Annotated in this window: 17 protein-coding genes; 14 read left to right on the top strand and 3 right to left on the bottom strand. The window is 59.8% G+C overall.

Translation table 11 applies throughout. The features are described 5' to 3' along the window. Window positions 1-491: 491 nt before the first annotated feature. Window positions 492-1,742, bottom strand: coding sequence for a serine/threonine transporter SstT (gene sstT / locus ACB028_RS09070; RefSeq protein ID WP_371144095.1), 1,251 nt, complete (start codon window positions 1,740-1,742; stop codon window positions 492-494). Between the two features lie 342 nt (window positions 1,743-2,084). Here sstT and ACB028_RS09065 point away from each other — a divergent pair, with 342 nt between their 5' ends. The 4 genes from ACB028_RS09065 (at window position 2,085) to ACB028_RS09050 (ending at window position 9,327) form a co-directional block, all read left to right on the top strand. Further along, window positions 2,085-3,998 (top strand): ATP-dependent DNA helicase RecQ, encoded by a 1,914-nt coding sequence (locus tag ACB028_RS09065; protein WP_371144094.1) that lies wholly within the window; start codon window positions 2,085-2,087, stop codon window positions 3,996-3,998. A 580-nt stretch (window positions 3,999-4,578) separates the two neighbouring features. Next, window positions 4,579-6,501: a PrkA family serine protein kinase gene (locus ACB028_RS09060; RefSeq protein ID WP_026457556.1), complete on the top strand. Its 1,923-nt coding sequence runs from the start codon at window positions 4,579-4,581 to the stop codon at window positions 6,499-6,501. Between the two features lie 24 nt (window positions 6,502-6,525). After that, on the top strand, window positions 6,526-7,797 hold the full coding sequence (locus ACB028_RS09055; RefSeq protein WP_371144093.1) for a YeaH/YhbH family protein: 1,272 nt from the start codon (window positions 6,526-6,528) through the stop codon (window positions 7,795-7,797). 9 nt (window positions 7,798-7,806) lie between these two features. Continuing rightward, window positions 7,807-9,327 (top strand): SpoVR family protein, encoded by a 1,521-nt coding sequence (locus ACB028_RS09050; protein WP_201977539.1) that lies wholly within the window; start codon window positions 7,807-7,809, stop codon window positions 9,325-9,327. A 155-nt stretch (window positions 9,328-9,482) separates the two neighbouring features. Here the strand turns inward: ACB028_RS09050 and fadJ are convergent, their stop codons facing one another. Together fadJ and fadI are read right to left on the bottom strand one after the other, a co-directional pair. Continuing rightward, window positions 9,483-11,606 (bottom strand): fatty acid oxidation complex subunit alpha FadJ, encoded by a 2,124-nt coding sequence (gene fadJ / locus ACB028_RS09045; protein ID WP_371144167.1) that lies wholly within the window; start codon window positions 11,604-11,606, stop codon window positions 9,483-9,485. Then, a complete protein-coding gene (fadI, locus tag ACB028_RS09040; protein ID WP_223377591.1) occupies window positions 11,606-12,916 on the bottom strand; it encodes an acetyl-CoA C-acyltransferase FadI in 1,311 nt (436 codons plus the stop codon). The genes fadJ and fadI overlap by 1 nt, the downstream gene beginning before the upstream one ends. A 182-nt stretch (window positions 12,917-13,098) precedes the next feature. On the opposite strand from fadI, the gene ACB028_RS09035 reads away from it, so the two are divergent. The 10 genes from ACB028_RS09035 (at window position 13,099) to ACB028_RS08990 (ending at window position 24,051) form a co-directional block, all read left to right on the top strand. Then, window positions 13,099-14,049 (top strand): AAA family ATPase, encoded by a 951-nt coding sequence (locus ACB028_RS09035; protein ID WP_371144092.1) that lies wholly within the window; start codon window positions 13,099-13,101, stop codon window positions 14,047-14,049. Then, window positions 14,040-14,936, top strand: coding sequence for a DUF58 domain-containing protein (locus ACB028_RS09030; protein WP_371144091.1), 897 nt, complete (start codon window positions 14,040-14,042; stop codon window positions 14,934-14,936). Before ACB028_RS09035 ends, ACB028_RS09030 begins: the two co-directional genes overlap by 10 nt. After that, window positions 14,921-15,460, top strand: a complete 540-nt coding sequence (locus ACB028_RS09025) for a DUF4381 domain-containing protein (RefSeq protein ID WP_342016524.1) — start codon at window positions 14,921-14,923, stop codon at window positions 15,458-15,460. Before ACB028_RS09030 ends, ACB028_RS09025 begins: the two co-directional genes overlap by 16 nt. Further along, the gene (locus ACB028_RS09020; RefSeq protein ID WP_371144090.1) at window positions 15,457-16,449 is read left to right on the top strand and encodes a VWA domain-containing protein; all 993 of its coding nucleotides are present in this window, start codon (window positions 15,457-15,459) and stop codon (window positions 16,447-16,449) included. Before ACB028_RS09025 ends, ACB028_RS09020 begins: the two co-directional genes overlap by 4 nt. Then, window positions 16,440-17,888 (top strand): VWA domain-containing protein, encoded by a 1,449-nt coding sequence (locus ACB028_RS09015; protein WP_371144089.1) that lies wholly within the window; start codon window positions 16,440-16,442, stop codon window positions 17,886-17,888. The genes ACB028_RS09020 and ACB028_RS09015 overlap by 10 nt, the downstream gene beginning before the upstream one ends. After that, window positions 17,885-19,411 carry a hypothetical protein gene (locus ACB028_RS09010; RefSeq protein WP_371144088.1) on the top strand — a complete coding sequence of 509 codons (1,527 nt, stop codon included), beginning with the start codon at window positions 17,885-17,887 and terminating at the stop codon, window positions 19,409-19,411. The genes ACB028_RS09015 and ACB028_RS09010 overlap by 4 nt, the downstream gene beginning before the upstream one ends. A 13-nt stretch (window positions 19,412-19,424) precedes the next feature. Next, window positions 19,425-20,024, top strand: a complete 600-nt coding sequence (locus tag ACB028_RS09005) for a sigma-70 family RNA polymerase sigma factor (protein WP_061477594.1) — start codon at window positions 19,425-19,427, stop codon at window positions 20,022-20,024. Next, a complete protein-coding gene (locus tag ACB028_RS09000; protein ID WP_216992286.1) occupies window positions 20,017-20,793 on the top strand; it encodes a DUF3379 domain-containing protein in 777 nt (258 codons plus the stop codon). Before ACB028_RS09005 ends, ACB028_RS09000 begins: the two co-directional genes overlap by 8 nt. Before the next feature lie 392 nt (window positions 20,794-21,185). Continuing rightward, window positions 21,186-22,511, top strand: a complete 1,326-nt coding sequence (locus tag ACB028_RS08995; protein ID WP_042026315.1) for an outer membrane protein transport protein — start codon at window positions 21,186-21,188, stop codon at window positions 22,509-22,511. A gap of 253 nt (window positions 22,512-22,764) precedes the next feature. Further along, window positions 22,765-24,051, top strand: coding sequence for an outer membrane protein transport protein (locus ACB028_RS08990; RefSeq protein WP_042026316.1), 1,287 nt, complete (start codon window positions 22,765-22,767; stop codon window positions 24,049-24,051). Window positions 24,052-24,066: the final 15 nt, after the last annotated feature.

The raw sequence follows: 24,066 nt of genomic DNA, 5'->3' as shown, positions 1-24,066 counted from the left end.
CTGTCCTGTTTCCCGAATAATCGACCTCTCCCATCCGGTGGGAAAGCACCAGGCACAACACGCTCAACCACCCTGTTGCTTGCATCAACCTCCTGCCGCACATCTGTGTTGTATAAGAAAACACACCGTCGCACCTTTCCCGTAGCCCGCCAGACATTGACTAAAGCCATGGCTGAAGCTGCCACCCTGCCGCCATGGCGTTGCCAATCCACGGTAAAGCCCCGGACGTTGCAATAACGCTGTGGCTCCGCTTTAGCGTTGCAATAAGGTGTAGGGCAGTCGTAGCTTGCCCTTCCCGCCATGAGTTTCTCATCTTTGTATCCAGCCCCTCACTCGTGCTCTGAACCAGACATGGCGTTCAGGCATGACAGGCCAGCAAGCGACTGGCTCAACCTGATGCGATGCCAATGCCCCGCCAACACCATATTTGCAGGCATAAAAAAGCGCCCTCCGAAGAGGGCGCCAAATAACAGAGAAGGTGGGTAACGAGATCAAGCTTCGCGGCTTGGGATCGCCTCGGCGTCCATCAGGCTCTCGTCTTCGGCCATGCAGGCCGCGGCGGTAAACAGCACGTCGGTGGAGCTGTTGAGGGCCGTTTCGGCGGAATCCTGCAGTACCCCGATGATGAAGCCGACGGCCACCACCTGCATGGCGATGTCGTTGCTGATCCCGAACAGGCTGCATGCCAGCGGGATCAGCAGCAGGGAACCACCGGCCACACCGGAGGCACCGCAAGCACTGACGGTGGCAACTACGGAGAGCAACAGAGCCGTGGCCAGATCCACTTCCACTCCCAGGGTATGCACTGCCGCCATGGCCAGCACGGTAATGGTGATGGCGGCGCCGGCCATGTTGATAGTGGCGCCCAGCGGAATGGAGACTGCATAGGTATCTTCCGGCAGACGCAGTTTTTCACACAGGGCCATGTTGACCGGGATGTTGGCGGCAGAGCTGCGGGTGAAGAAGGCGGTCACGCCGCTCTCTTTGAGGCAGGTCAGCACCAGCGGATAGGGGTTGCGCTTGATCTTCCAGAACACGATTAGCGGGTTGACCACGAAAGCGATGAACAGCATGCAGCCGATCAGCACCACCAGCAGCTGGGCATAGCCGAACAGGGCATCGAAGCCGGTCTCGGCCAGGGTGGAGGCGACCAGGCCCAGGATACCCAGCGGGGCACAACGGATCACTGCCTTGACGATGGTGGAGACACCGTGGGAGAGATCGGTGATCAGCGCCTTGGTGCTCTCATTGGCATGACGCATGGCGATGCCAAGGCCAATGGCCCAAGCCAGGATCCCGATGTAGTTGGCATCCATCAACGCCTTGACCGGGTTGGTTACGATGTTGAACAGCAGGGTTTGCAGCACTTCTGTGATGCCGCCCGGCGGAGTGATCTCGGCTGTGTTGGCTACCAGATGCAGGTTGGAAGGGAACAGGAAGCTGGCCATGACGGCGACGACGGCCGCCGCGAAAGTGCCAAAAAGATAGAGTACCAGCAAGGGGCGGATGTTGGTTTTCTGCCCCTGCTTGTGGCCTATGATGGCCGCCATCACCAGCACAAAGACCAGCAGTGGTGCGACCGCCTTCAATGCGCCGACAAACAGGCTACCGAGCAGGCCGGCTGCCCTGGCCCACTCGGGGGCAAACATGGCCAGCAGGATACCGAATACCAGACCGACCAGGATCTGGCTGACAAGACTGGTGCTATTGACCAGCCGGATAAGAGGGTGTTGTTGTGTCATCAAAAAGTCCCTAGGCACCGTAGTGCATGATTCATGAGTCCTGTCTGCAATCCCGCATTGAGAAGCGCCTGCCCCTCATATGAGATAACCGCGGCCAGCCTTCTGTCGGGCCGATCCGGCGGTTATCAGGATTGCTTGATGGAATATCCCACTCGCCACCTTTTTTTTCCAGAGAATCACCAAAAAATATCCGGCTTTTATCACAAAATCCCGCAACAAACTCTTAACCAGAAGGCAACCACCCGTTTTTGTACGCATTTCAACCAGTCTTTACCGACTTACTCACTCCCGTTATCAAGGGGTCGCTGTGTTATCATCGCCAATTTGCGCTGGAGGCCTGCCATGATCCCGACCCTGCTGACCCGACACTTTGGTTTTTCCGGACTCAGATCCGGCCAGGAGGGGGTGATCAACCGGGTGCTGGCAGGCCAAAGCGCGGCCGCCATCTTCCCCACCGGCTCAGGCAAATCCCTTTGTTATCAGTTGCCCGCCCTCGCCCTGCCCCATCTCACTCTGGTGATCTCACCCCTGCTGGCCTTGATGCACGATCAGCTAGCCTTTCTCAAAAACAAGGGGATCAGCGCCGCGACCCTCGATTCCAGCCAGAGTGCGGAAGAGAGCCGTCAGGTGATGCAACAAGCCCTGGATGGCCAGCTGAAGATCCTGATGATCTCGGTGGAGCGACTCAAGAACGAGCGCTTTCGCCGCTTTATCCAGCAGGTGCCGCTGTCGCTGCTGGTGGTGGATGAGGCGCACTGCATCTCGGAGTGGGGTCACAACTTTCGCCCCGACTACCTCAAGCTGCCGCACTATCGCGATGAGCTGAAAATACCCCAGGTATTGCTGCTGACCGCCACCGCCACCCGGGCGGTCATCGAGGATATGCAGGCCAAATTTGCCATCAAGCCTGATAACGTGATCGTGACCGGCTTCTATCGCCCCAATCTCGATCTCGCCGTGGTGCCGCTTCCCCCCGAGGAGCGCGATAGCTGGCTCGCCCAAACCTTGCGCGCAGACCCCGGCCTGCCCACCATCATCTATGTCACCCTGCAACACACCGCCGAGCAGTGCGCCGGGATGTTGCAGCAGCAGGGGCTCAGTGTACTTGCCTATCACGCCGGGCTTGATACTGAGGTGCGCAGCCAGATCCAGCGGGATTTCATGACCGGTCGGGTGGATTGCATCGTCGCCACCATCGCCTTTGGCATGGGGGTCGACAAGGCGGATATCCGCCGGGTGATTCATTACGATCTGCCCAAATCCATCGAGAACTACAGCCAGGAGATTGGCCGGGCCGGTCGCGATGGACAACTCTCGCACTGCACCGTGCTGGCCAACCAGAGCCAGCTGCCGGTGCTGGAAAATTTCGTCTATGGCGATACCCCGGATCTGGCGGCCATCCGCCAGTTGCTTGACATAATTGCAGGCAGCGGCCCGCAGTGGGAATTCACCCTGCTGCGCCTCTCAAGCGAAATAAATATCCGCCAGCTGCCCCTCAAGACCCTGCTGGTTTATCTGGAAATGGCGGGCATCATCACGCCGGCCTACAGCTATTTTGCCGACTACCGCTTCAAGTTCGTGCTGGATAAAAGCGACATCCTCGCCCGCTTCAACCCGGAACGACGCCAGTTTCTGGAACAATTGTTTGCCTGCGCGCCCTTGGCACGCAGCTGGTGCACCATGGATTTCGAGGCACTCTGGCAGGGTTATCAGGGAGAACGCCAGCGGGCGGTTGCGGCCCTCGACTACCTGCAACAACAAGGATGGATAGAACTCGAGAGCAAGCAGATGACCGAGGTCTACCGGGTCAATCAACAGGGGTGGAACAAAGAAGAAGAGGCGCTGCGGCTGCACGGTCTTTTTTTGCAAAAAGAGCAGAGCGAGCTTGCCAGACTGCAGGCCATGCTGGACTTTTTCACCGCCGACGATTGCCTGAGCCACCGCCTGGCCCGCTATTTTGCCGATGAGGCCGCCCCCGCCCGGTGCGGCCACTGCTCCGTCTGTCGCGGTCAGGTTGCCGTGCTCCCGCCTTTGCCCCGACTGTTCATGCCAAACGAGGCGGGCATCCGCGCCTGGTGCGATCCCCTCATCGCCAAGACAGGCACACTGGATGAGCGGGTCCTGGCCCGTTTCCTGTGCGGCATCGCCACACCGCTCACCACCCGGGTCAAGGCCAGATCCCTGGCCGGGTTTGGCCAACTGGCGGCCCATCCCTTTGCCAACGTGTTGCAGGCCCTGAAGCAGGCCTACTCCTGAGCACAAAGCAAGCTGCGCACCACTACAATATTTTCAGCAGATAAAAAAAGAAGACCCTCGCCTTTGCGAGGGTCAAGCCAACGGAAACGTGCTTAAACAGAGCTTAGTGCCACAACAAACCGCTCTCTTGCTAAAGCGGCTTGTCAACTGCACATGGCCAATCTAGATGAGCGAAATTGTAGCGTCAATGTAAAAATTAGAGCTATAACTTCAAACAAATCACATTACGTTGACGTTAGCGTAATGATAAATTTATTGATATTCCCGCCAACTGGCGCCACGCCTGGCTTCCCGTTTCACCTGCATCGACTCGCCCTAACCTGCCCGCAAGCCAAGAAACATTTATTTTTTATGTCTTTGACATTTGCCTCACTATCATGGCAAAAATAATTTAACAGTCAGTAACATAGCTGTGTTGCTGGCTGACCGGCCCACTCGGTAAGCCGGCCGGTTTCGTCACTGTGTCATCAATCAAATAGGGATGGATTACTGGGGCCTGTTGACTAGGCTTTAAATGCAAGACCAAACAAATAGTGATCCGCTCATTTTCAGGGTAAGCGACTATAACGAGGGCAAAGTTATGGGCATCTTCGAGCATTACCAACAGCGATATGAGAAAGCCAGGGAAGAGGAATACAGCATCCAGGAGTTTCTGGACATGTGTAAGCAGGACAAATCCTGCTACGCCTCTGCCGCCGAACGCCTGCTGACCGCCATTGGCGAGCCGGAGATGGTCGATACCTCCGCCAATCCCAGACTGAGCCGGCTCTTCTCCAACCGGGTCGTGGCCCGCTATCCCGCCTTCAAGGACTTCTACGGGATGGAAGAGGCCATCGAACAGATCGTCTCCTACCTCAAACACTCTGCCCAGGGGCTGGAAGAGAAGAAACAGATCCTCTACCTGCTGGGCCCGGTCGGGGGCGGTAAATCCTCTCTCGCGGAGAAACTCAAGTCCCTGATGCAAAAGGTGCCTATTTATCGCATCAAGGGTTCCCCGGTCAACGATCACCCCTTCTGCCTGTTCGACATTGAGGAAGATGGTGAGCTGCTGGAGAAAGAGTACGGCATTCCGCGCCGTTACCTGCGCCCCATCATGTCCCCCTGGGTTGCCAAGCGACTGCATGAGTTCGGGGGCGACATCACCAAGTTCAAGGTGGAAAAAGTCAATCCCTCCATCCTCGACCAGATCGCCATTGCCAAGACCGAGCCCGGCGATGACAACAACCAGGACATCTCCTCTCTGGTCGGCAAGGTGGACATCCGCATGCTGGAGCATTTTGCCCAGGATGATGCCGACGCCTACTCCTACTCGGGTGCCCTTTGCAAGGCGAACCAGGGGATCATGGAGTTCGTCGAGATGTTCAAAGCCCCCATCAAGGTGCTGCACCCACTGCTGACCGCGACGCAGGAGGGGAACTACAACGGCACCGAGGGGCTCTCCGCCCTCCCCTTCGACGGCATCCTGCTGGCCCACTCCAACGAATCCGAGTGGCAGCAGTTCCGCAACAACAAGAACAACGAAGCCTTCCTCGACCGGGTTTACATCGTCAAGGTGCCCTACTGCCTGCGTGTCTCGGAAGAGGTGAAGATCTACGAAAAACTGTTGGTCAACAGCGAGCTGACCGAGGCCAAATGCGCCCCGGGCACCCTCGAGCTGCTGGGCCAGTTCTCCGTGCTGTCGCGCCTCAAGGAGCCGGAAAACTCCAGCATCTACTCCAAGATGCGGGTCTATGACGGCGAAAGCCTCAAAGACACGGATCCCAAGGCCAAGAGCTATCAGGAGTACCGCGACTACGCCGGTGTGGATGAGGGGATGAATGGTCTCTCTACCCGCTTTGCGTTCAAGATCCTCTCCCGCGTCTTCAACTTCGACCACGCGGAAGTGGCCGCCAACCCGGTCCACCTCTTCTATGTGCTGGAACAGCAGATCGAACGGGAACAGTTCCCGCAAGAGCTGCACGACCGCTATCTGGAGTTCATCAAGGGCTACCTGACCCCGCGCTACGTAGAGTTCATCGGCAAGGAGATCCAGACCGCCTACCTCGAGTCCTACTCCGAGTACGGCCAGAACATCTTCGACCGCTACGTCACCTACGCCGACTTCTGGATCCAGGATCAGGAGTACCGTGATCCCGAGACCGGCCAGCTGTTTGACCGCGCCTCGCTCAACAGCGAGCTGGAGAAGATCGAAAAACCTGCCGGGATCAGCAACCCGAAGGATTTCCGTAACGAAATCGTCAACTTCGTGTTGCGCGCCCGGGCCAACAATGCAGGCCGTAACCCCAACTGGACCAGTTACGAGAAGCTGCGCACCGTGATCGAGAAGAAGATGTTCTCCAACACGGAAGAGCTGCTGCCGGTTATCTCCTTCAACAGCAAAACCTCGGCCGAGGAGCAGAAGAAGCACGATAACTTTGTCGAACGGATGATGGAGAAAGGCTACACCCGCAAACAGGTGCGACTGCTCTCCGAATGGTATCTCAGGGTCCGCAAGTCATCCTGACCCTGACCTGTTCAAGGGGGAGTTATGGCGCATTTTATCGACCGCAGGCTCAACGGCAAAAACAAAAGCGCTGTCAATCGGCAGCGCTTCATCCGCCGCTACAAGAAGCAGATCAAACAAGCGGTCTCGGATGCTGTCTCCAAGCGCAGCATTCAGGACGTAGACAAGGGCGAGAGCATCAGCATCCCGACCAAGGATATCGGCGAACCCCATTTCCATCAGGGACAGGGGGGCAAACGGGAGATGGTGCATCCTGGCAACGATCAGTTTGTCACCGGCGACAAGATTGAACGCCCCAAGGGAGGGGGTGGTGGACAGGGTGCCGGTGAGGGGCAGGCCTCCAATCAGGGGGAAGGCTCGGATGACTTCGTGTTCCAGATCTCCAAGGATGAATATCTGGATCTGCTGTTCGAGGATCTCGAGCTGCCCCGCCTGCAAAAGACCCAACTCAACCAGCTGATGGAGATGAAAACCTACCGGGCGGGCTACACCTCCAACGGGGTGCCCGCCAACATCAACGTGGTGCGATCCCTGCAAAACTCGCTGGCACGGCGCATGGCGCTGCAGGCGGGCAAGAAACGCCAGCTGCACGAGCTGGAGGATCGCCTCGCCCTGCTGGCCGCCGATCCCAACGAGCACTTTGCCGAGATGTCCCAGCTCGAAAAGGAGATCCGCGAGCTGAAACGGCGGATCGATGCGGTGCCCTTCATCGACACCTTCGATCTCAAGTTCAACAACTTCGTCAAGCGACCGGTGCCTTCCAGTCAGGCGGTGATGTTCTGCTTGATGGACGTCTCGGGTTCCATGGATCAGGCCACCAAGGAGATGGCCAAGCGCTTCTACATCCTGCTCTATCTGTTCCTGAGCCGGACTTACAAGAATGTCGAGGTGGTCTATATCCGCCACCACACCCAGGCCAAGGAGGTGGACGAACACGAGTTTTTCTACTCCCAGGAGACGGGGGGCACCATCGTCTCCAGCGCGCTCAAGATGATGAACGACATCATCAACGATCGCTATCCAGCCAACCAGTGGAACATCTATGCGGCGCAAGCGTCAGATGGCGACAACTGGGCCGACGATTCCCCCCAGTGCCGTGAGATCCTGGTGCGGGACATCATGCCGCGGGTGCGCTACTACTCCTACATAGAGATAACCACCCGTGCCCACCAGACTCTGTGGCACGAGTATGAATCGGTGGCCAGCCAGTTCCCCCACTTTGCGATGGAGCATATTCGCAAGGTCGAGGATATCTATCCCGTATTCCGGGAGCTGTTCAAGAAGCAAGCGGCGTAAGGAGGTCACATGATCGAAACCGAAAAACGAGTGACGCCACTGGATGACGGGCCGGACTGGAACTTTGATCTGCTGGAGACCTACCACCAGGAGATCGCCCGAGTCGCCAGGTTCTACAAGCTGGACACCTACCCCAACCAGATCGAGGTGATCACCGCCGAGCAGATGATGGATGCCTACTCCAGTGTCGGCATGCCCATCGGCTACCAGCACTGGTCATTCGGCAAACGCTTCATTCACACCGAGCGCAACTACAAGCGTGGCCAAATGGGACTGGCCTACGAGATCGTCATCAATTCAGACCCTTGCATCGCCTACCTGATGGAGGAGAACACCATGCCGATGCAGGCATTGGTGATGGCCCACGCCTGCTACGGCCACAACTCTTTTTTCAAGAACAACTACCTGTTCAAGGCGTGGACCGATGCCTCCTCCATCATCGACTACCTGCTGTTTGCCAAGAACTACATCACCCAGTGCGAGGAGAAGCACGGTATCGATGCGGTGGAGCAGCTGCTCGACTCCTGCCATGCCCTGATGAACTTCGGGGTGGATCGCTACAAACGCCCCCAGAAGATCTCGATGGCGGAGGAGAAACGGCGCCAGAAGGCACGGGAAGATTATCTGCAGACCCAGGTCAACGAGCTGTGGCGCACCCTGCCCAAGCAACACAAGAGTGCCGGGGTCGAGGACAAACGCTACCCCGCCGAGCCCCAGGAGAACATTCTCTACTTCATCGAGAAAAATGCCCCCCTGCTCGAGCCCTGGCAGCGCGAAATCGTGCGCATCGTGCGCAAGATAAGCCAATACTTCTATCCCCAGAAGCAGACCCAGGTGATGAACGAGGGGTGGGCCACCTTCTGGCACTACACCATCCTCAATCACCTCTATGACGAGGGCAAGATCAGCGATCGCTTCATGATGGAGGTGCTGCACAGCCACACCAACGTGGTCTATCAACCGGCCTACAACAGCCGCTACTACTCGGGCATCAATCCCTATGCACTGGGGTTTGCCATGTTCACGGATCTGCGCCGCATCTGCGAGCACCCGACCGAGGAGGACAGGTACTGGTTCCCGGACTACGCCGGCAGCAACTGGGTCGAGACCCTGCATTTCGCCATGCAAAACTTCAAGGACGAAAGCTTCATCAGCCAGTTCCTGAGTCCCAAGGTGATGCGGGACATGAAGCTCTTTGCCATCGATGACGACGATCTGAAGAACTACCTCAAGATCTCCGCCATCCACAATGACGAAGGCTACCGCCAGGTGCGCAACACCCTGTCGGCTCAGTACAACCTCAGCAATCTGGAACCCAATATTCAGGTCTACAACGTGGCGGTAAAGGGGGATCGTTCCCTCACCCTGCGCTATGTGCCTCACAACCGCATCCCCCTCGGTGATTCCCGCCACGAGGTGCTCAAGCATCTCCACCAGCTGTGGGGATTCGATGTGGTGCTGGAGCAAGACAACGGCGACATGCCGCCAGACATCATAGGGCGTTGTCCGGAGCGCAAGCCCGGGATCTGACTCATCGCACCTCCCAATGGCCCACCCTGGTGGGCCATTTTTTGCCCCCTTTACTCCACGCCGTACCCGTCCCTGCATGCCATCAGCACCAGCATAAAAAAAGAGGCCCGCACCTTCGGGGTGCGGCCTCTTTATCTGGCCATCGCGGGACGCTATCAGTAGAAGGTCTGCTGCTCCGCGGCCATCGCCTTGAGGCGATCACAGGGGGCGAAACGATCGCCGTGGCGCTTCTGGTAATACTCCAGCCGGCCGACCAGATGGTCGATGCCAAGCGTATCCATATAGCGGAAAGGACCACCGAGGAAGGGCGGGAAACCGATGCCGAAGATAGCGCCGATGTCGCCATCACGGGCCGAGGCCACCACGCCGCCATCAAGGGCCATGGCCGCTTCGTTGAGCATCAGCAGCACGCAGCGCTCGGCGATCTCCTGCTTGGCCAGTTTGGCCACCGGCTTGATCCCCAGCACCCCATAGACGCTCTCGTCCACCTTCTTCTTGCCCTTGGCGGCCTTGCCGTAGAGGTAGAAGCCCTTGCCGTTCTTGCGACCCTTGCGATCGTTCTCCAGCAGCTTGTCAAAGGCCTTGGGCGCCTGGAACTGCTCGCCCCCCAGCTCTTTTTCAAGGATGGGCGAGATCTTGGCCCCCACGTCGATCCCCACCTCATCGAGTAAAGTGATGGGGCCCACCGGGAAGCCAAAGTCGAGCAGGGCGCCGTCCAGCACCTCCACCGGTTCCCCTTCCAGCACCAGGCGAGCCGCCTCGTTCATGTAGGGAGCCAGGATGCGGTTGACGTAGAAACCCGCCTCGTCTTTCACCACGATCGGAGTCTTGCCCTGGGCACGGGCAAAGGCCAGGGTGGTGGCCACCGTCTCTGGGCTGGTCGTAGCATGGGGAATGATCTCGGCCAGCGGCATCTTGTCCACCGGACTGAAGTAGTGCAGCCCCACCACCCGCTCAGGGTGCGCGGCGGCGGCCGCAATCTGGTTGATGGGAAGCGACGAGGTATTTGAGGCAAATACGGTGTGCTCGCCGCACTCGCGCTCCACATCTTTCACCATCTGGTGTTTGAGGGAGAGATCTTCAAACACCGCCTCCACCACCATGTCGACCCGGTGGAAACCGGAGTAGTCGAGGGTGCCGGTCAGCAGGCTCATCTGTTTTTCCAGCTCGCTGCGCAGGAGTTGGCGGCGTTTGAGCTTCTTGGCCAAGATGTCATAGCTGTAGCGCATGGCATTGCCGATGCCGGCGTTGGCCACGTCCTTGATCCGCACCGGCACACCAGCCTTGGTGGCGGTGACAAAGGCGATGCCGCCCCCCATCAGGCCGCCGCCCAGCACGGCGGCATGACCCACCTTACGCGGCTCGGCCCCCTGATAGGTGACCTCTTTCTTCATCTCGGTAGTGGCGAAGAAGATAGAGCGCAGAGCCGCAGATTCGCGGGTCATCACCAGCTCGCCAAAGTGGCGGGACTCGGCGGCGAGCCCTGCCTGCATCCCCTCCTCCACGCCGATGCGTACCACCTCGATGATCCGCTCGGGGGCCGGATAGTTGCCACGGGTCTTGGCCTTCACCCCTTTGCGCGCCTGATCGAACAGTACCTTGCGACCCAGCTTGTTGGTTTCCAGCAGCTTGCCCTGCAGATCCCGTTTCAGCTGGTGGCGCGGCTTGCCCTTCTTGGCAAGCTTGATGGCGGCCTCAAGCAGAATGGAAGGCGGCACCACATCGTCCACCAGTCCCAGCTTTTTAGCCTGTTTGGCCCGCACCTGCTTGCCGGTCAGCATCAGATCCAGCGCCTTGGCCACCCCGATGAGGCGAGAAAGACGCTGGGTCCCGCCAGAGCCCGGCAGCAAGCCCAGTTGCACTTCGGGCAGACCGAGTACGGTTTTACCATGCTCAGTTACCACCCGGCCATGACAGGCCAGCGCCAACTCCAGCCCACCGCCAAGGCAGGGGCCGTGGATGGCGGCGATCACCGGAATGGTCAGGGACTCGATCTCGGCGAAGATGATCTGCCCCTCGCGAGAGAGCGTCTCGGCATCCTGGGCGCTGGCACAGGCCGCCAGCATGCTGATGTCGGCCCCGGCGATGAAGGAATCCTTCTTGCCTGAGGTGATCACCAGGCCGATCAAATCCCGATTGCCTTTCACCTCGGCCAGCAGGTTGCGGATCTCCTCTGCAAAAGAGGCCTTCAGGGTATTCATGCTCTCGCCCGGCACATCCATGGTGAGGATGCCGATGCCATCTTTGCGTACGTCCAGTGAAAAAGTCTTCGCGCTCATCATTCAACCTCCAGCACCATGGCCGCACCCAATCCGCCTGCCGCGCAGGCGGTGTTGAGCCCCAATCCCCCACCCCGACGACGCAGCTCGTGCAGCGTCTGAGTGATCATCCGCGCGCCGGTGGCGGCAAAGGGGTGACCATAGGCCAGGGAACCGCCGAGCACGTTGAACTTCTCCATGTCCACCTCACCGATGGCCTGATCGCGGCCCAGCTTGTCACGGGCAAACTCTTTGCTTGCAAACATCTTGAGGTTGGCCAGGGTCTGGGCAGCGAATGCCTCGTGCATGTCGATAAGAGTCAGATCGGCCAAAGTGATGCCGGCGCGGTCCAGCGCCAGCGGCGTAGCATAGGAGGGCCCCATCAGCATGTCCTGCCAGACGTCGATGGCAGAAAACGCGAAACTGCGAATAAACCCAAGCGGCTCTAGGCCGAGCTCCTTGGCCCGCCCTTCGCGCATCAGCAGCACGGCGGCAGCACCGTCGGTGAGCGGGGTGGCGTTGGCGGCAGTGACGGAGCCGTGCACCCGATCAAACACCGGTTTGAGCTTGGCATAGCTTGCCAAATCAGACGCCTCGCGGATGTTGTTGTCCCGCTCCAGCGGCGACTTGTAGGGCGGTACGTGGGCGGTAAACACCTCACCACTGAGCTTGCCGTCGGCCCAAGCCTGCGCGGCCAGAGTATGGGAGCGATGGGCCAGCGCATCCTGCGCCTCGCGGCTGATGCCGTGGGTCTTGGCCATCTGCTCGGCGGTCTGCCCCATGGAAAGGCCGGTGGAATATTCGGCCACTGCGGGGGGCACCGGCAGCAGATCCTTGACCCGCAACTGGCGCAGAATGTTGAAGCGCTGCTGCAGATTGCGCGCCTTGTTGAGATCCACCAGGGCGCGAGCCAGCTTCTTGCTCACCCCGATGGGCAGCACGGAGGAGGAGTCAGCGCCGCCGGCAATGGCGATATCGGCCATGCCCGCCATGATGGACTCGGTGACATTGGCCACCGCCTGGAAACTGGTGGCACAGGCACGGGAGACGCTATAGGCATCCGTGGTCACGCTCATGCCGGTACCGAGCACGATCTCGCGAGCGATGTTGGGGGCTTCCGGCATCTGCACCACCTGGCCGAACACCAGCTGATCGATAAGCTTGGGATCGAGATCGGTACGGGCGAGCATCTCGCTCACCACCAGTTTGCCGAGATCCACCGCAGGCACGCCGTGATAGGCAGTCGCCTGCTTGGCAAAAGGGGTTCGCAGACCCGCCACGACGGCAATCCGTTCGCCCTGGCGAGTCGTCAGTTTCAATGGCTGTTTCATCCTGGCTCCTTGGGTTATAAGGCAGAGGTCTGACCTCATTGCGCCACATCTTAACAATCCAATCACAAGTTTCATACAGCTGATTGAAACTAAATTGAGCGCAACTCGGCCCCCTGGCTCGCCCTCGCGGGTCAACTGGAGTATAAACAGATCAACTTCCATAAAAACAACGGGTTTATCGCATGGCTGTGGCCGAATTCAGACAATTGAGGGACTATTTGAGCAGCCAGATCCTGGGACAGGATGAGCTGATTGAAGGCTTGCTGATCGCCCTGCTATGTGAAGGACATGTGTTAATCGAAGGGGCGCCCGGTCTTGCCAAGACTCGAGCAGTCAAGGCGCTGGCCGGCGCCGTCGAGGGACGCTTCGCCCGCATCCAGTTCACTCCGGATCTGCTGCCGGCCGATCTCACCGGTAGCGAGGTATTTCATCCCCAGGATGCCAGCTTCGTGTTCCAACCCGGCCCCCTGTTCAATCATCTGGTCCTCGCCGACGAGATTAACCGGGCTCCGGCCAAGGTGCAGTCCGCATTGCTGGAGGCGATGGCCGAACACCAGATCACGGTGGGCAAGAAGAGCTGGCGCCTGCCGCCCCTCTTTATGGTGGCAGCAACCCAGAACCCCATCGAGCAGGAGGGCACCTACCCTCTGCCGGAGGCCCAGCTCGATCGTTTCCTGCTCAAGCTGATGGTTGATTACCCGAGCCTCACCATGGAGCTCGCCATTTTGCAGCTCAACGCCAAAAGCGAGCAGCTGGCCGCCGCCCCCGTGACCCTGAGTCAGGCCACCTTGCAGAGTGCCCGCAGCGAGGTGCTGGCCGTGACGATGCAAGAGCGGCTCGCTCACTATCTGGTGGCGCTGGTGTGTGCCACTCGCCCGGGCAGCGGCCTGTGCCCCGCTCTCGAGCCCCTCATCGCCGTCGGTGCCAGCCCCAGAGCCTCGCTGGCCCTGGCCCGCTCGGCCCGTGCACGAGCCTGGCTCGCAGGACGAGACTATGTAGTGCCGGAAGATATCCAGCTGCAGACCTATCCTGTACTGCGCCATCGCCTCATTCCCAGCTACCAAGCCCTGGCGGACAACCTGGACAACGACACCCTGATCGCCCGCTTGCTGGATCTGGTGCCATGCCCCTAGATCCTTGCCAGCATCCCGATATCGCGCTGGAGCTGCCTCGCTTGATCAATATCCGGCTATGGGCAAAAGCCCGCAGCAAACCGGGAAGAAGCAGTGCCGAGCGAGGCAAGCCGGGCCGCTCCCCGGGCCTCACTTTCAAGGAGCTGCGCGCCTACCAGGCCGGTGACGAGGTGCGCCACATCGACTGGCGGGTCACCGCCCGGCTCGGGCGACCCTATACCCGCCTCTATAGTGAAGAGCAGGATCAGGCTCGCTGGCTGCTGCTCGATCTCTCCCCCGCCATGTATTTCGGCTCCACGCTGCAACTCAAGGCACGTCTGGGATGCGAGCTGGCCGCCGCCCTGATCTGGCAAGGGGAACAGCAACACAACACCTTGATCTGCCACGGCGCCGAACCCCATCGCCTGAGCCAGCGCGGCAGCGTCATCCCCTTGCTCGAATCCCTCTGTCATCACTACCGTCTCGGCCTGATGCGCCGCGACCCAGCGCCCTTCCTCGCCCAGACCCTGGCCAGGCTGACCCTGCCCCATGGCGCCAGACTGACCCTGATCACGGATCACAGACCCTGTGATGGCGCCCTGTGCCAACAGTTGCAGCTCTTGTCCCGTCGCCACGATATCCACTACTGGCAGATCCGCGACCCTCTGGAGGCTGACCTGCCCGCTCACGGTCAGCTGCCTGTCGCCATCGAGCGTCCGCCCCGGCACTATCAGGGCTGGCTGGATGGCCAACATGCGGGATTTACCAAGCGTTACCAACAAGCGGCCCAGCAGCAACTGGCCCATGGCAGGCAGCAACTGTTACCGCTGGTGCAGCGCCTTTATCTGCTCGACAACGGCCAGACGCTGCAGCAACAGTGGCAGGAGGGGTTATGTCATCAGGGATAAATGCTTCTGCTGCGCTGGAAGTTGCCAGCCCCGCTTCGGATGCCATCACGCCGCCGCTAAGCTCGCTGATGAGGGACATACACCCGGGCCCCGAGATCGTCGAACAGAGCCTGGACCCGAGGATTCAAGGGCTATTGTGGCTACTGATCGGTGCAACATTGCTCTGGCTGATCATCCGTTTCACTCTGATGGTGCTGGGATACCGGCGCTGGTGTCGACAGTTTGATGGGGACCCCCAGCAACTGGTGCCTCGACTTCAGGAGGCCCTGCGCCATGAGGCGCTGCAGCGCTGGCCCGAGGCTCGCCAGCTGCATGGCGAGGCGTGGCTCGCCTTTGTCGATCGCCATGGCGGGAGCGATTTTTGCCAGTTTGCCGATCAATGGAGCGGCTGGCTCTATGGCAACCAGTCACCCACCCGCGAGCAGTGCGCCCGGCTTGAGCATGCCTATCGCCGCTGGGGGCGCACCGTTTTTTTGCGCCAGCCACTGTTGGCGACGAGACGCGCTCGCCGGAGGCAGTCATGATCCTCGCCTGGCCCTGGTTTGCCCTGGCACTGGTGCTGCCCCTGCTGGTACGTTTTGGCCTGCCTTCCCTGAAGAGGGGTCATCTGCACCATCCCGGCTTTCCCCTGCTGCGTCCCCACGGTGGCTTGTCCTTATGGCGCGCTCTGCTCATCTGGTGCGCCCTGATCCTCGCCCTCTGCCGCCCCCAATGGTGGGGAGAGCCTATCGTGCGTTATCAGGAGAGCCGCGATCTGCTGCTGGCGGTGGATCTCTCCGACAGCATGCGCACCCCCGACATGCTCGATCGCGGCGAACAGTTGGCACGTCTGACGGCGGTGCGCCAGCAGATCAAGCAGCTGATCGCCGCCCGTACCGGAGACAGGCTCGGGCTTATCGTCTTTGCTGATCACGCCTACCTGCTCTCACCCCTGACCCGGGAGATCCCCGCCCTGCTGACCTTGAGTGACGAGCTCGACTTTGATCTGGTGGGGCGTACTACGGCGCTCGGTGAAGCCATCCTGCTGGCTCGCCAGCACGCCGACCCAGCCCACCCCGGCGCCCTGCTGCTGGTGACCGATGGGCGCAATACCGCAGGCAGCGCCGATCCTCTGCAGGAGGCCCGCCTCGCCGCTGCGAGCGGCATGCGGATCTACACCCTGGGGGTTGGCGCCGATCCGGATACCTTCGTCCTGCCTTACGATCAGCTGGGCACCGGCCAAGCCGATCCCAGCAGTGAGCTGGATGAGCCCCTGCTCAAGGCGCTAGCCGAGGTGGGCCACGGGCGCTACTTTCGGGCACGCACCCAGGCCGATCTTGAGGCTATCAACAACGCCCTCAATCAACTGGAACCCACCGCCCGGCCAATTGCGCACCATCAACCGATCACCGAACTTTATCCCTGGCCACTGGCGCTGGTGTGCGCCCTCTTGCTGCTCCCCACCAACGGCAAAGGCGCGCTTCCTGGTGGCTGGCGCGCCCTGCTGGCAAGAAGGGTTCGCCGATGGAGCTGATCCTGCTGCGACCATGGTGGCTGCTTGCCCTGATCCCCTGGCTCTGGCAAGGGTGGCGACGCCATCGCCAGCCCCCCCTGCTGGCGCCAGCCATGCAGGCCTATCTGCTGCCTGCCACCAGGCCCTCTCGCCCCTGGCGCTGGCTGGCAACCTTGCCCGTCATCCTGGCACTGAGCGGGCCGGCTCTGCGCGGTGAGCTGCAACAACAACCCGCCGCCCCCCTCGATATCTGGCTGCTCGATCTCTCCCGCTCCATGGAGGCCACCGATCTCAAACCTGATCGGGCCACCCGGGTCAGGTGGCAGCTACAGCAGTTGCTCGCCAGCGCCCAAGGCGCGCGTATCGCCCTCATCCTCTATGCCGGGGATGCCTACCTCGCCATGCCACCGACCCGGGATCATCAGGCGCTCTCCCTGCTGCTGCCCGACTTGCGCCCCGCCATTATGCCGCTGCAGGGCAGCAACCCGGCACGGGCCGTCGCCCTGGCCATGAAACAGATTGCCCCCGGCGAACAGGCCCGGCTGCTGCTCATCACCGATGATCTAAGCGCCAAACAGATAGCGCAGATTGGCAAGCTGTGGCCCTGCCAGCAGAGCCTGTTTTGCCACGACAATGCCCCAGCGCGGCTCGATATCCTGCTCGCCAGCAGCGGCCAGGCGGCAAATATGCCTCCCATCCCGGCCGGTGAACTTGGTTTTGCGCACCAGCCCCCCCGTTTGCCGGCACCGGACGGCCACGCCATCGAGGCCCTGGCGAGCCGCCTTGGCGGTTCACTGCAGTGGCTTGACGGCGCCCCTCCCCGTTTTGCGCCGCTGCCGGCCACCAGCTCGGCCCTGACGCCAGCCCCCCTCGATCTCGGTCCCTGGTTGCTGATCCCGCTGCTGCTGCTCGCCCTACTCGCCAGAGTGGGGGCCTATATGATGGTGCCGCTGCTGCTTGGCTGGCCACTGTTGCAGTCACCGTCGGCACAGGCGAACGAGCTCACCGAACAACAAGCCCTTGCCGCCTATCAGCGAGGAGATTTTGAGGACGCGGCCCTGGCCTTCGATAACCCCATCTGGCGCGGCAACGCCTGGTATCGGGCAGGCAAGTTCCGTCAGGCGATCGCGGCCTATCAGGAAAATGACAGCGCCACCGCCCACTACAACCGGGGCAATGCGCTGGTACAGCTCGGGGAACTGGACAGCGCCAAAGAGGCCTATCTGGCTGCTCTTGCGCAAGAACCTGGCCATGAAGATGCCCTCTATAACCTCTCCTTGCTGCAGGGCCAGGCGGCATCCGCGCCTGAGAGGACCGACACGACGCCTCACCCGTCGCCCTCTTCTCCTCAAAGCGAACCGGCCCCCTTGCCCCCCGCCCCGCCGGTGGTACTGCTTGAACAGCGTCTTCGCAAGGAGGCGCTCAGGCGGGAGCTGGTCAAAGTGGAGGCGCCCTGGTGAGATACCTGGTGCTGATCCTCGCGTTGCTGGCCTTCCCCGGCTGGGCCTTGCCACCTCGGGCCGAGTTGTTGCCGGGCGCCACTGCGGCGGACTGGCTATTGATCATTGAGGCAGATGGCGAGCGCGATAGCCGCGAGCTGGAGATAGCCCCGCTGCTGCGCCAGTTTGCAGTGGGCAGGGTCACCATGAGTCGAGTCACGACGCCGGTGCAGCAGCTGACCCGCTGGCAGATCCCCCTGCACCTCGGCCAGGGGCACGATGGAACGGCTGACCTCATCATTCCCTCCCTCAAGCTGGGTGATGAGATGACCCAACCCCTCCATTTTCGCCCGCAGCAGGTGGCAAAAATCGCACCACCTCCAGCACCCACGCCGATGGAGATGCAGGCCCGCCTGCTGCATCAAGGGCCCCTCTATCCCGGTCAGCCGGTCATTTACCAACTCACCCTCTGGCTCCCCGCCAATCTGCAACACCCGGGGTTGAGCGAGCTGACCTCTCCCCATTTCATCATTCGCCGCCTTGGCGATGACGAGTGGATAGCCCCCGCACAGGGGGGATTGCCCGGCAGGCTCACCCGCAGCTGGCTGATCCAGGCCAGAGAGCCGGGGCACTGGCAATTGGAGTCTCCCCGCTTGCAAGGCCAGTTGCCCCGACCAGGGGACGGGCCGGATCGGCTCTCCGCCAGAGCGGCGCCGCTTCAGGTTCGGGTGGACAAGGCTCCTGCCACGCCCGTGGCCAGCGCCCTGACCTTGCGCCAGCGCATCGAGCCCGCCAGCGAAGGGCCTTTGGGAGAACCGTTGATCCGCATCCTGACCCTGACGCTGGAAAATGGCGACAGCAGTCAGGTGCAGCTGGCCCCTCTCATGGCAAGTCGCCTCCCTGACGGTTTGCAGGCCCATCCCGACGGGGAGCGGCAAAACGAACGCTACCGCGACAATACCCTGCACATCGAGCGAGAGTGGCGGCAAACTCTGTCAGCCCAGGAGACCGGTACCTACCTGCTGCCCCCCATTGAGTTGAGCTGGTTCAACACTCAAACCGGCAAAATTGAGCAACTATCCCTGCCAGCCACCCGCCTCAGCTTCCAGCCCACGACGGGCCATGAAGCAGAGCAGAGCGCATCACGAGAAGTCGCCGCAGACAGTCTCTGGTGGGTGTTGCTGGCGTTGGGGCTGCGCATGGTCTGGCATCGCTGGCCACGCTGGCGGGCTTTCTATTACCTGCAGCGGGCACTCTGCCTGCACCGGCCCGATGCCAGCCGAAAAGCGCTCATCCATTGGGCCTCCCTACGCTGGCAGGGCACCTATTATGAATTAGGCCAGTTGCAGCGAGCTCGGCATAATCATGTCGGCGCGCACCTAGAAGATCTCGAACGAGTCTGCTTTTCCAGCCAGCCAACTGATCCGCTCCCCCGCTGGCAACAGCTCGCCGACACGCTAAGGCCCCATGAAACCATCGGGATCGCACACCTCATCTGCCTGCTGGCGCACCTGAGTGCTCGCTCCCGCGCATCGGCCCCCTGACAAGGAGTGCTTAATGGCATTGCTGTTTTTCAGAAAAAAACACGCTCAGCACCATATTGGAGGAAATGATCCGGCCAGTACGCCGGTCTATGACCATATGGCTGACAAACAAACCAAATTTGAAGCACTGGTCCATGCCCTGCACGGGGATCTCTACCGTTACGCCTACTGGCTGACCCGGGATCCGGCGGTGGCGGAAGACTTGGTGCAAGAGACCTTCCTACGCGCCTGGAAGGCCATCGACACCTTGCTCGATGACAAGGCAGCCAAGAGCTGGCTGATCACCATACTAAGGCGAGAGAACGCCCGCCGTTTCGAGCGTAAACAGTTCGATCTGGTGGATCTGGATGAACATCCCCAAAGTCACCCGGATGCCCTGCACAGCGAACAGGAGATGGAACACGAGTGGCTACGCCGCCATATCGGCCGCCTGCCCGAGGAGTACCAGGAACCCCTGCTGCTGCAAGTGGTGGGGGGATTCAGTGGTGACGAGATTGCCGAGATGCTCGGCCTCAACAAAAACACCGTCATGACCAGATTGTTTCGAGCCCGCAACCAGATCAAAGAGGCGATGGAACAGAAGAAACCAGCAAGAGGACACGGACATGGATGAACTCGAATTTCGCCGCAACGCCATGATCCAGCCCCATGATCAGCAGCCGGATTTTCTCGAGGCGGCCAATGCCAATCCGGCCAATCGCCAATATCTGGACGAGATGAAGCGGCTCGATCGTTCGCTCCATCAGGCCATGGAAGTCGACGTCCCAGCCGGACTCGCCCAGCGGATCCTGCTAAAACAGGCCTTGCTGCGAGAAGAAGATGAGGCCCGGCAACCGGCTCATCCCGTGGGGAACCTGCCCACGGCAACATCAGGTACTGCCAGGACCAATTGGCGCCAGCTGGCCATGGCCGCCTCCGTCGCCTTCCTGCTCGGGCTCAGCACACGCTGGATAACCCTGCCCCAGGCTCCGGCCACGACCCAGTCCCTCGCCCAGGTGGCGATGGCCCATGTCTATGGGGAAGCACCTTTTATCAAGGGAGTCGACGAGCGGGTCAACCTGCAAAACATCAACGCCAAGATGGAGAAATATGGCGCCACCTTAAGCGGGATGGACGGGCTCAAGGTGACCTATGTCAACCATTGCTCTTTTTATCAGGGGCCCGCGCTGCACATGGTGATCCAGGGCAAGATGGGACCGGTCACCCTGTTTCTGGTACCCAAACACGTGCCCTTGACCCTGCAACCCAACTTTGAGGATGGCACCCTCAAGGGTGAAATAGTGCCGCTGCGGGGTGCCAACATGGTGCTGATTGGTGACATGCAAGAGCCCCTTGCGCCAGTTGCCGACACACTGGAGTCACGTCTGCACTGGTCCATTTAACAAAACCGGTCGATACCCATATTCACAGGCAGTCTGGCTCGCCCAGCTGCCTGTTCAACTCAAGTTCCCCCCTCTTTTTCCGCCAGATGTCGCACGTTATCCCATTTTTCAAAAAAATATTTTTGTGAGCCAGATCGGTTAATTTGCTCTAAAAATGGCCTTCCACCCCCGAAATTGATGAATTAAACAGCCAAATAAAACAAATGATTAACACCTTGGTCACTTTTATGTATTCTGCTGTCACTGGTCTGATTTCTTACCTCCTACCAGATCCATAGAATCACGCCAGCATTGATTGGGAAGAAGCTGAAATAACAACGGATTTTGTCGAGGTCTGCAGTGAACATGCAGCCAAGTATCGGCAAAAAAATCTGCCTACAAGAGAGAACACCATGACCACAACAGTTTTCAAGAAGAGCCTGATTGCAGCCACTATTGCCCTGGCCACCAGCCAGGTTCATGCTGCTGCGTTCCAGCTGAACGAGCACTCCGCCTCCGGTCTGGGCCGTGCCTATGCCGGTGAAGCGGCCATTGCCGACAACGCCGCCGTGCTGGCCCGCAACCCGGCAGCCATGACCACCTTCGACAAGATGGCCGTTTCCGTCTCCGGCACCTATATCAAGCCGGATGTGGATGTAGAGGGGCAAACCTCCGGCAATTTGACTTTGCCAACTGGCACGTCGGTTCCCAACTACTTCAACCGTAGCGCCTCTGAATCTAATATCGCGCCCGCCGCTTTTGTTCCGGCCTCCTACTTCATTCAGCCACTGAATGATCAGTGGGCCTGGGGTATCGGCCTCTTCTCCAACTACGGCCTCTCTACCGAATATGAGAAGAACTTTGCCGCGGGTTCCGGTGCCGGTGATACCGAGCTGTTGACCCTCAATATCAACCCGAATATCGCCTACCGCATCAACGAGCAGTTCAGCATTGGTGCCGGCATCAATGCCGTGTATGCAGAAGCCGAGCTGAACCGCTATGCCGGTGTACTGGCACCTGTTTTGTCTCAAAAAACAGGGAAAGTACACTCCGCCGACACCAAAATTGCGGGACTTAAAGGTGACACATGGGGTTTTGGCTGGAACGTAGGCGCCCTTTATGAAGTCAACGATGACCATCGTTTCGCACTGACTTATCGTTCCCAGGTCGATCTCAGCTTTGATGGCGATTTCAATGGTACCAGCTCTAATTACAAGACTGTTGACGGCAACCTGAAGCTGGATCTGCCGGCACAGGCCGAGTTCGCCGGCTACCACCGCCTTAACCAACAGTTTGCCGTTCACTACTCCGTCAACTGGACCGACTGGAGCGCCTTCCAAGAGCTGAAAGCCACCAGCAACCAGTGTGCTGGCGGTGTCTGCCTGCAAAAAGACGAGAAGTTCAAGGACTCCACTCGTTACTCCATCGGCGGTACCTGGTATATCAACCCGGCTTGGGAAGCGCGTCTGGGCTTCGCCTACGACAACAGCCCGATCGAACCTGAATACCGCAGCCTGAGCATCCCTGACTCTGACCGTGTCTGGTACAGCGCCGGTGCTACCTACCACATCAACCCGGATATGAGCGTCGACTTCGGCATGGCCTATCTGGACGGGAAAGAAGTTGATGTTAACGAAGGTTTGGTCACCCACAGTGGCACTGTCAACAACCCTCGCTGGCAAGGTACCTCCCACGGCAACGCCTTCCTGGCATCTGCCCAGTTCAACATGAAGTTCTGATTGTTGAGCAACATAAAAGAGCGCCGCAAGGCGCTCTTTTTTTATGCAACATCTGCTTCTCGGCGTACAGCTGTAGCACACACATGTTCACTTTTCTTTTTTAATCAAACTATTAGAGTGCTTTCTCCCAGTATTTAATCCCGTTTTCATCCTCTGTGTGCCTCCGTGGTTGCCTTACTGGTCATACCATATAAAATCCTGCCTCCATTCATATGGCCTACTGAACATTCGGTTCATACCCAAGGATTTTGTCATGCAATCCATCATCAAACCGTCCGCCATCGCCCTGTTGGTGATCGCGGGTCAAACCCATGCCGCCGGATTCCAGCTGGCCGAGCAATCTGCCACCGGCCTCGGCCGCGCATTTGCCGGTGAAGCCGCCATTGCCGACAACGCCTCCGTATTGGGCCGCAACCCGGGTGCCATTACCCGCTTCAAACAGACCGCCTTCTCCGGCGGCTTCATCTATATTCGCCCCCAGGTCGATATCGAGGGGCGTGTGAGCGATAAGTTCGTGACCCCAGTGGGTAGCCTGCCCACCGGCAACAAGTCCGCCGACGCCAGCGACGTGGCGGGCGATGCCTGGGTGCCCAACCTCTATGTCGTCACCCCCCTGAATGAACGACTCAGCCTAGGGCTTTCCCTCTCCTCCCAATACGGGCTCGGGATCGAGATGCCCAAAGGGTACAGCGCCGGCCACTTTGGCAATGTGTCCGATATCAAGACGGTCGAGCTCGGCACGGCCCTGGCCTATCAGTTCACCCCCTTATTCTCCGCGGGCATGGGACTTTCCATTATTCGTGGCGAGGGAGAAGTAGGTGGCACCTTCCCCCACCAGGACAAGATCGCCAAGCATCTCGAAGGCACTGGGAACGAGCTGGGCTGGAATATCGGTGTGCTGCTCACCCCAAGCGAGCAGACCCGTATCGGTCTCACCTATCGCAACGGGGTCGATCTCAAGCTCAAGGGGGATGCCGTCGGGGTCGATGGCCAGGGACAGACGTTCAAAGATACTGGCAATCTGGTACTGCCACTGCCTGCCACCGCCGAACTTGCCCTCTTCCAGCAGCTCACAGACAAGCTCGCGCTCCATGGCAGCGTCAACTGGACTAACTGGAGCAAGTTTGTCGGTCTGGATGCCAACCTGGATCATCAGGGGCCGATGCACATCAAAGATGAAAACTGGCAGGACAGCTGGCGCTATGCGATCGGCATGACCTATCAAGTGGCGCCCAAGTGGCAACTGCGCTCAGGCATTGCCTACGATGAGAGTCCGGTCCCTGCGGCCAACCGCACCATTTCCATCCCCGACTCGGATCGCATCTGGTACAGCCTGGGGATGGGATATCAGTACAGCAAAGCGCTCTCGGTCGATGTGGGCGTCACCCTGATCGATGGCAAAAAAGTGGGGGTACATGAATCCTTCACGCAACCGGTTCGCCTGCCCAACGGCATCCCGGCCCACTACCAGTCCAATTTTGACGGCACTTCGGAAGGGGATGCCTGGCTGGCCGGTGCCCAGCTGAGCTATCTCTTCTAACTCGTTCTTCTTGCA

Source organism: Aeromonas sp. S9(2024), from assembly GCF_041403185.1.
GTDB lineage: Bacteria > Pseudomonadota > Gammaproteobacteria > Enterobacterales > Aeromonadaceae > Aeromonas > Aeromonas enteropelogenes.
This window is presented reverse-complemented; position numbering and strand designations above follow the sequence as displayed.

Excerpts from the sequence above, each read along its gene's own strand:
- sstT (WP_371144095.1), bottom strand. The coding sequence starts at position 1,742 with ATGACACAACAACACCCTCTTATCCGGCTGGTCAATAGCACCAGTCTT.
- ACB028_RS09065 (WP_371144094.1), top strand. The coding sequence starts at position 2,085 with ATGATCCCGACCCTGCTGACCCGACACTTTGGTTTTTCCGGACTCAGA.
- ACB028_RS09060 (WP_026457556.1), top strand. The coding sequence starts at position 4,579 with ATGGGCATCTTCGAGCATTACCAACAGCGATATGAGAAAGCCAGGGAA.
- ACB028_RS09055 (WP_371144093.1), top strand. The coding sequence starts at position 6,526 with ATGGCGCATTTTATCGACCGCAGGCTCAACGGCAAAAACAAAAGCGCT.
- ACB028_RS09050 (WP_201977539.1), top strand. The coding sequence starts at position 7,807 with ATGATCGAAACCGAAAAACGAGTGACGCCACTGGATGACGGGCCGGAC.
- fadJ (WP_371144167.1), bottom strand. The coding sequence starts at position 11,606 with ATGAGCGCGAAGACTTTTTCACTGGACGTACGCAAAGATGGCATCGGC.
- fadI (WP_223377591.1), bottom strand. The coding sequence starts at position 12,916 with ATGAAACAGCCATTGAAACTGACGACTCGCCAGGGCGAACGGATTGCC.
- ACB028_RS09035 (WP_371144092.1), top strand. The coding sequence starts at position 13,099 with ATGGCTGTGGCCGAATTCAGACAATTGAGGGACTATTTGAGCAGCCAG.
- ACB028_RS09030 (WP_371144091.1), top strand. The coding sequence starts at position 14,040 with ATGCCCCTAGATCCTTGCCAGCATCCCGATATCGCGCTGGAGCTGCCT.
- ACB028_RS09025 (WP_342016524.1), top strand. The coding sequence starts at position 14,921 with ATGTCATCAGGGATAAATGCTTCTGCTGCGCTGGAAGTTGCCAGCCCC.
- ACB028_RS09020 (WP_371144090.1), top strand. The coding sequence starts at position 15,457 with ATGATCCTCGCCTGGCCCTGGTTTGCCCTGGCACTGGTGCTGCCCCTG.
- ACB028_RS09015 (WP_371144089.1), top strand. The coding sequence starts at position 16,440 with ATGGAGCTGATCCTGCTGCGACCATGGTGGCTGCTTGCCCTGATCCCC.
- ACB028_RS09005 (WP_061477594.1), top strand. The coding sequence starts at position 19,425 with ATGGCATTGCTGTTTTTCAGAAAAAAACACGCTCAGCACCATATTGGA.
- ACB028_RS09000 (WP_216992286.1), top strand. The coding sequence starts at position 20,017 with ATGGATGAACTCGAATTTCGCCGCAACGCCATGATCCAGCCCCATGAT.
- ACB028_RS08995 (WP_042026315.1), top strand. The coding sequence starts at position 21,186 with ATGACCACAACAGTTTTCAAGAAGAGCCTGATTGCAGCCACTATTGCC.
- ACB028_RS08990 (WP_042026316.1), top strand. The coding sequence starts at position 22,765 with ATGCAATCCATCATCAAACCGTCCGCCATCGCCCTGTTGGTGATCGCG.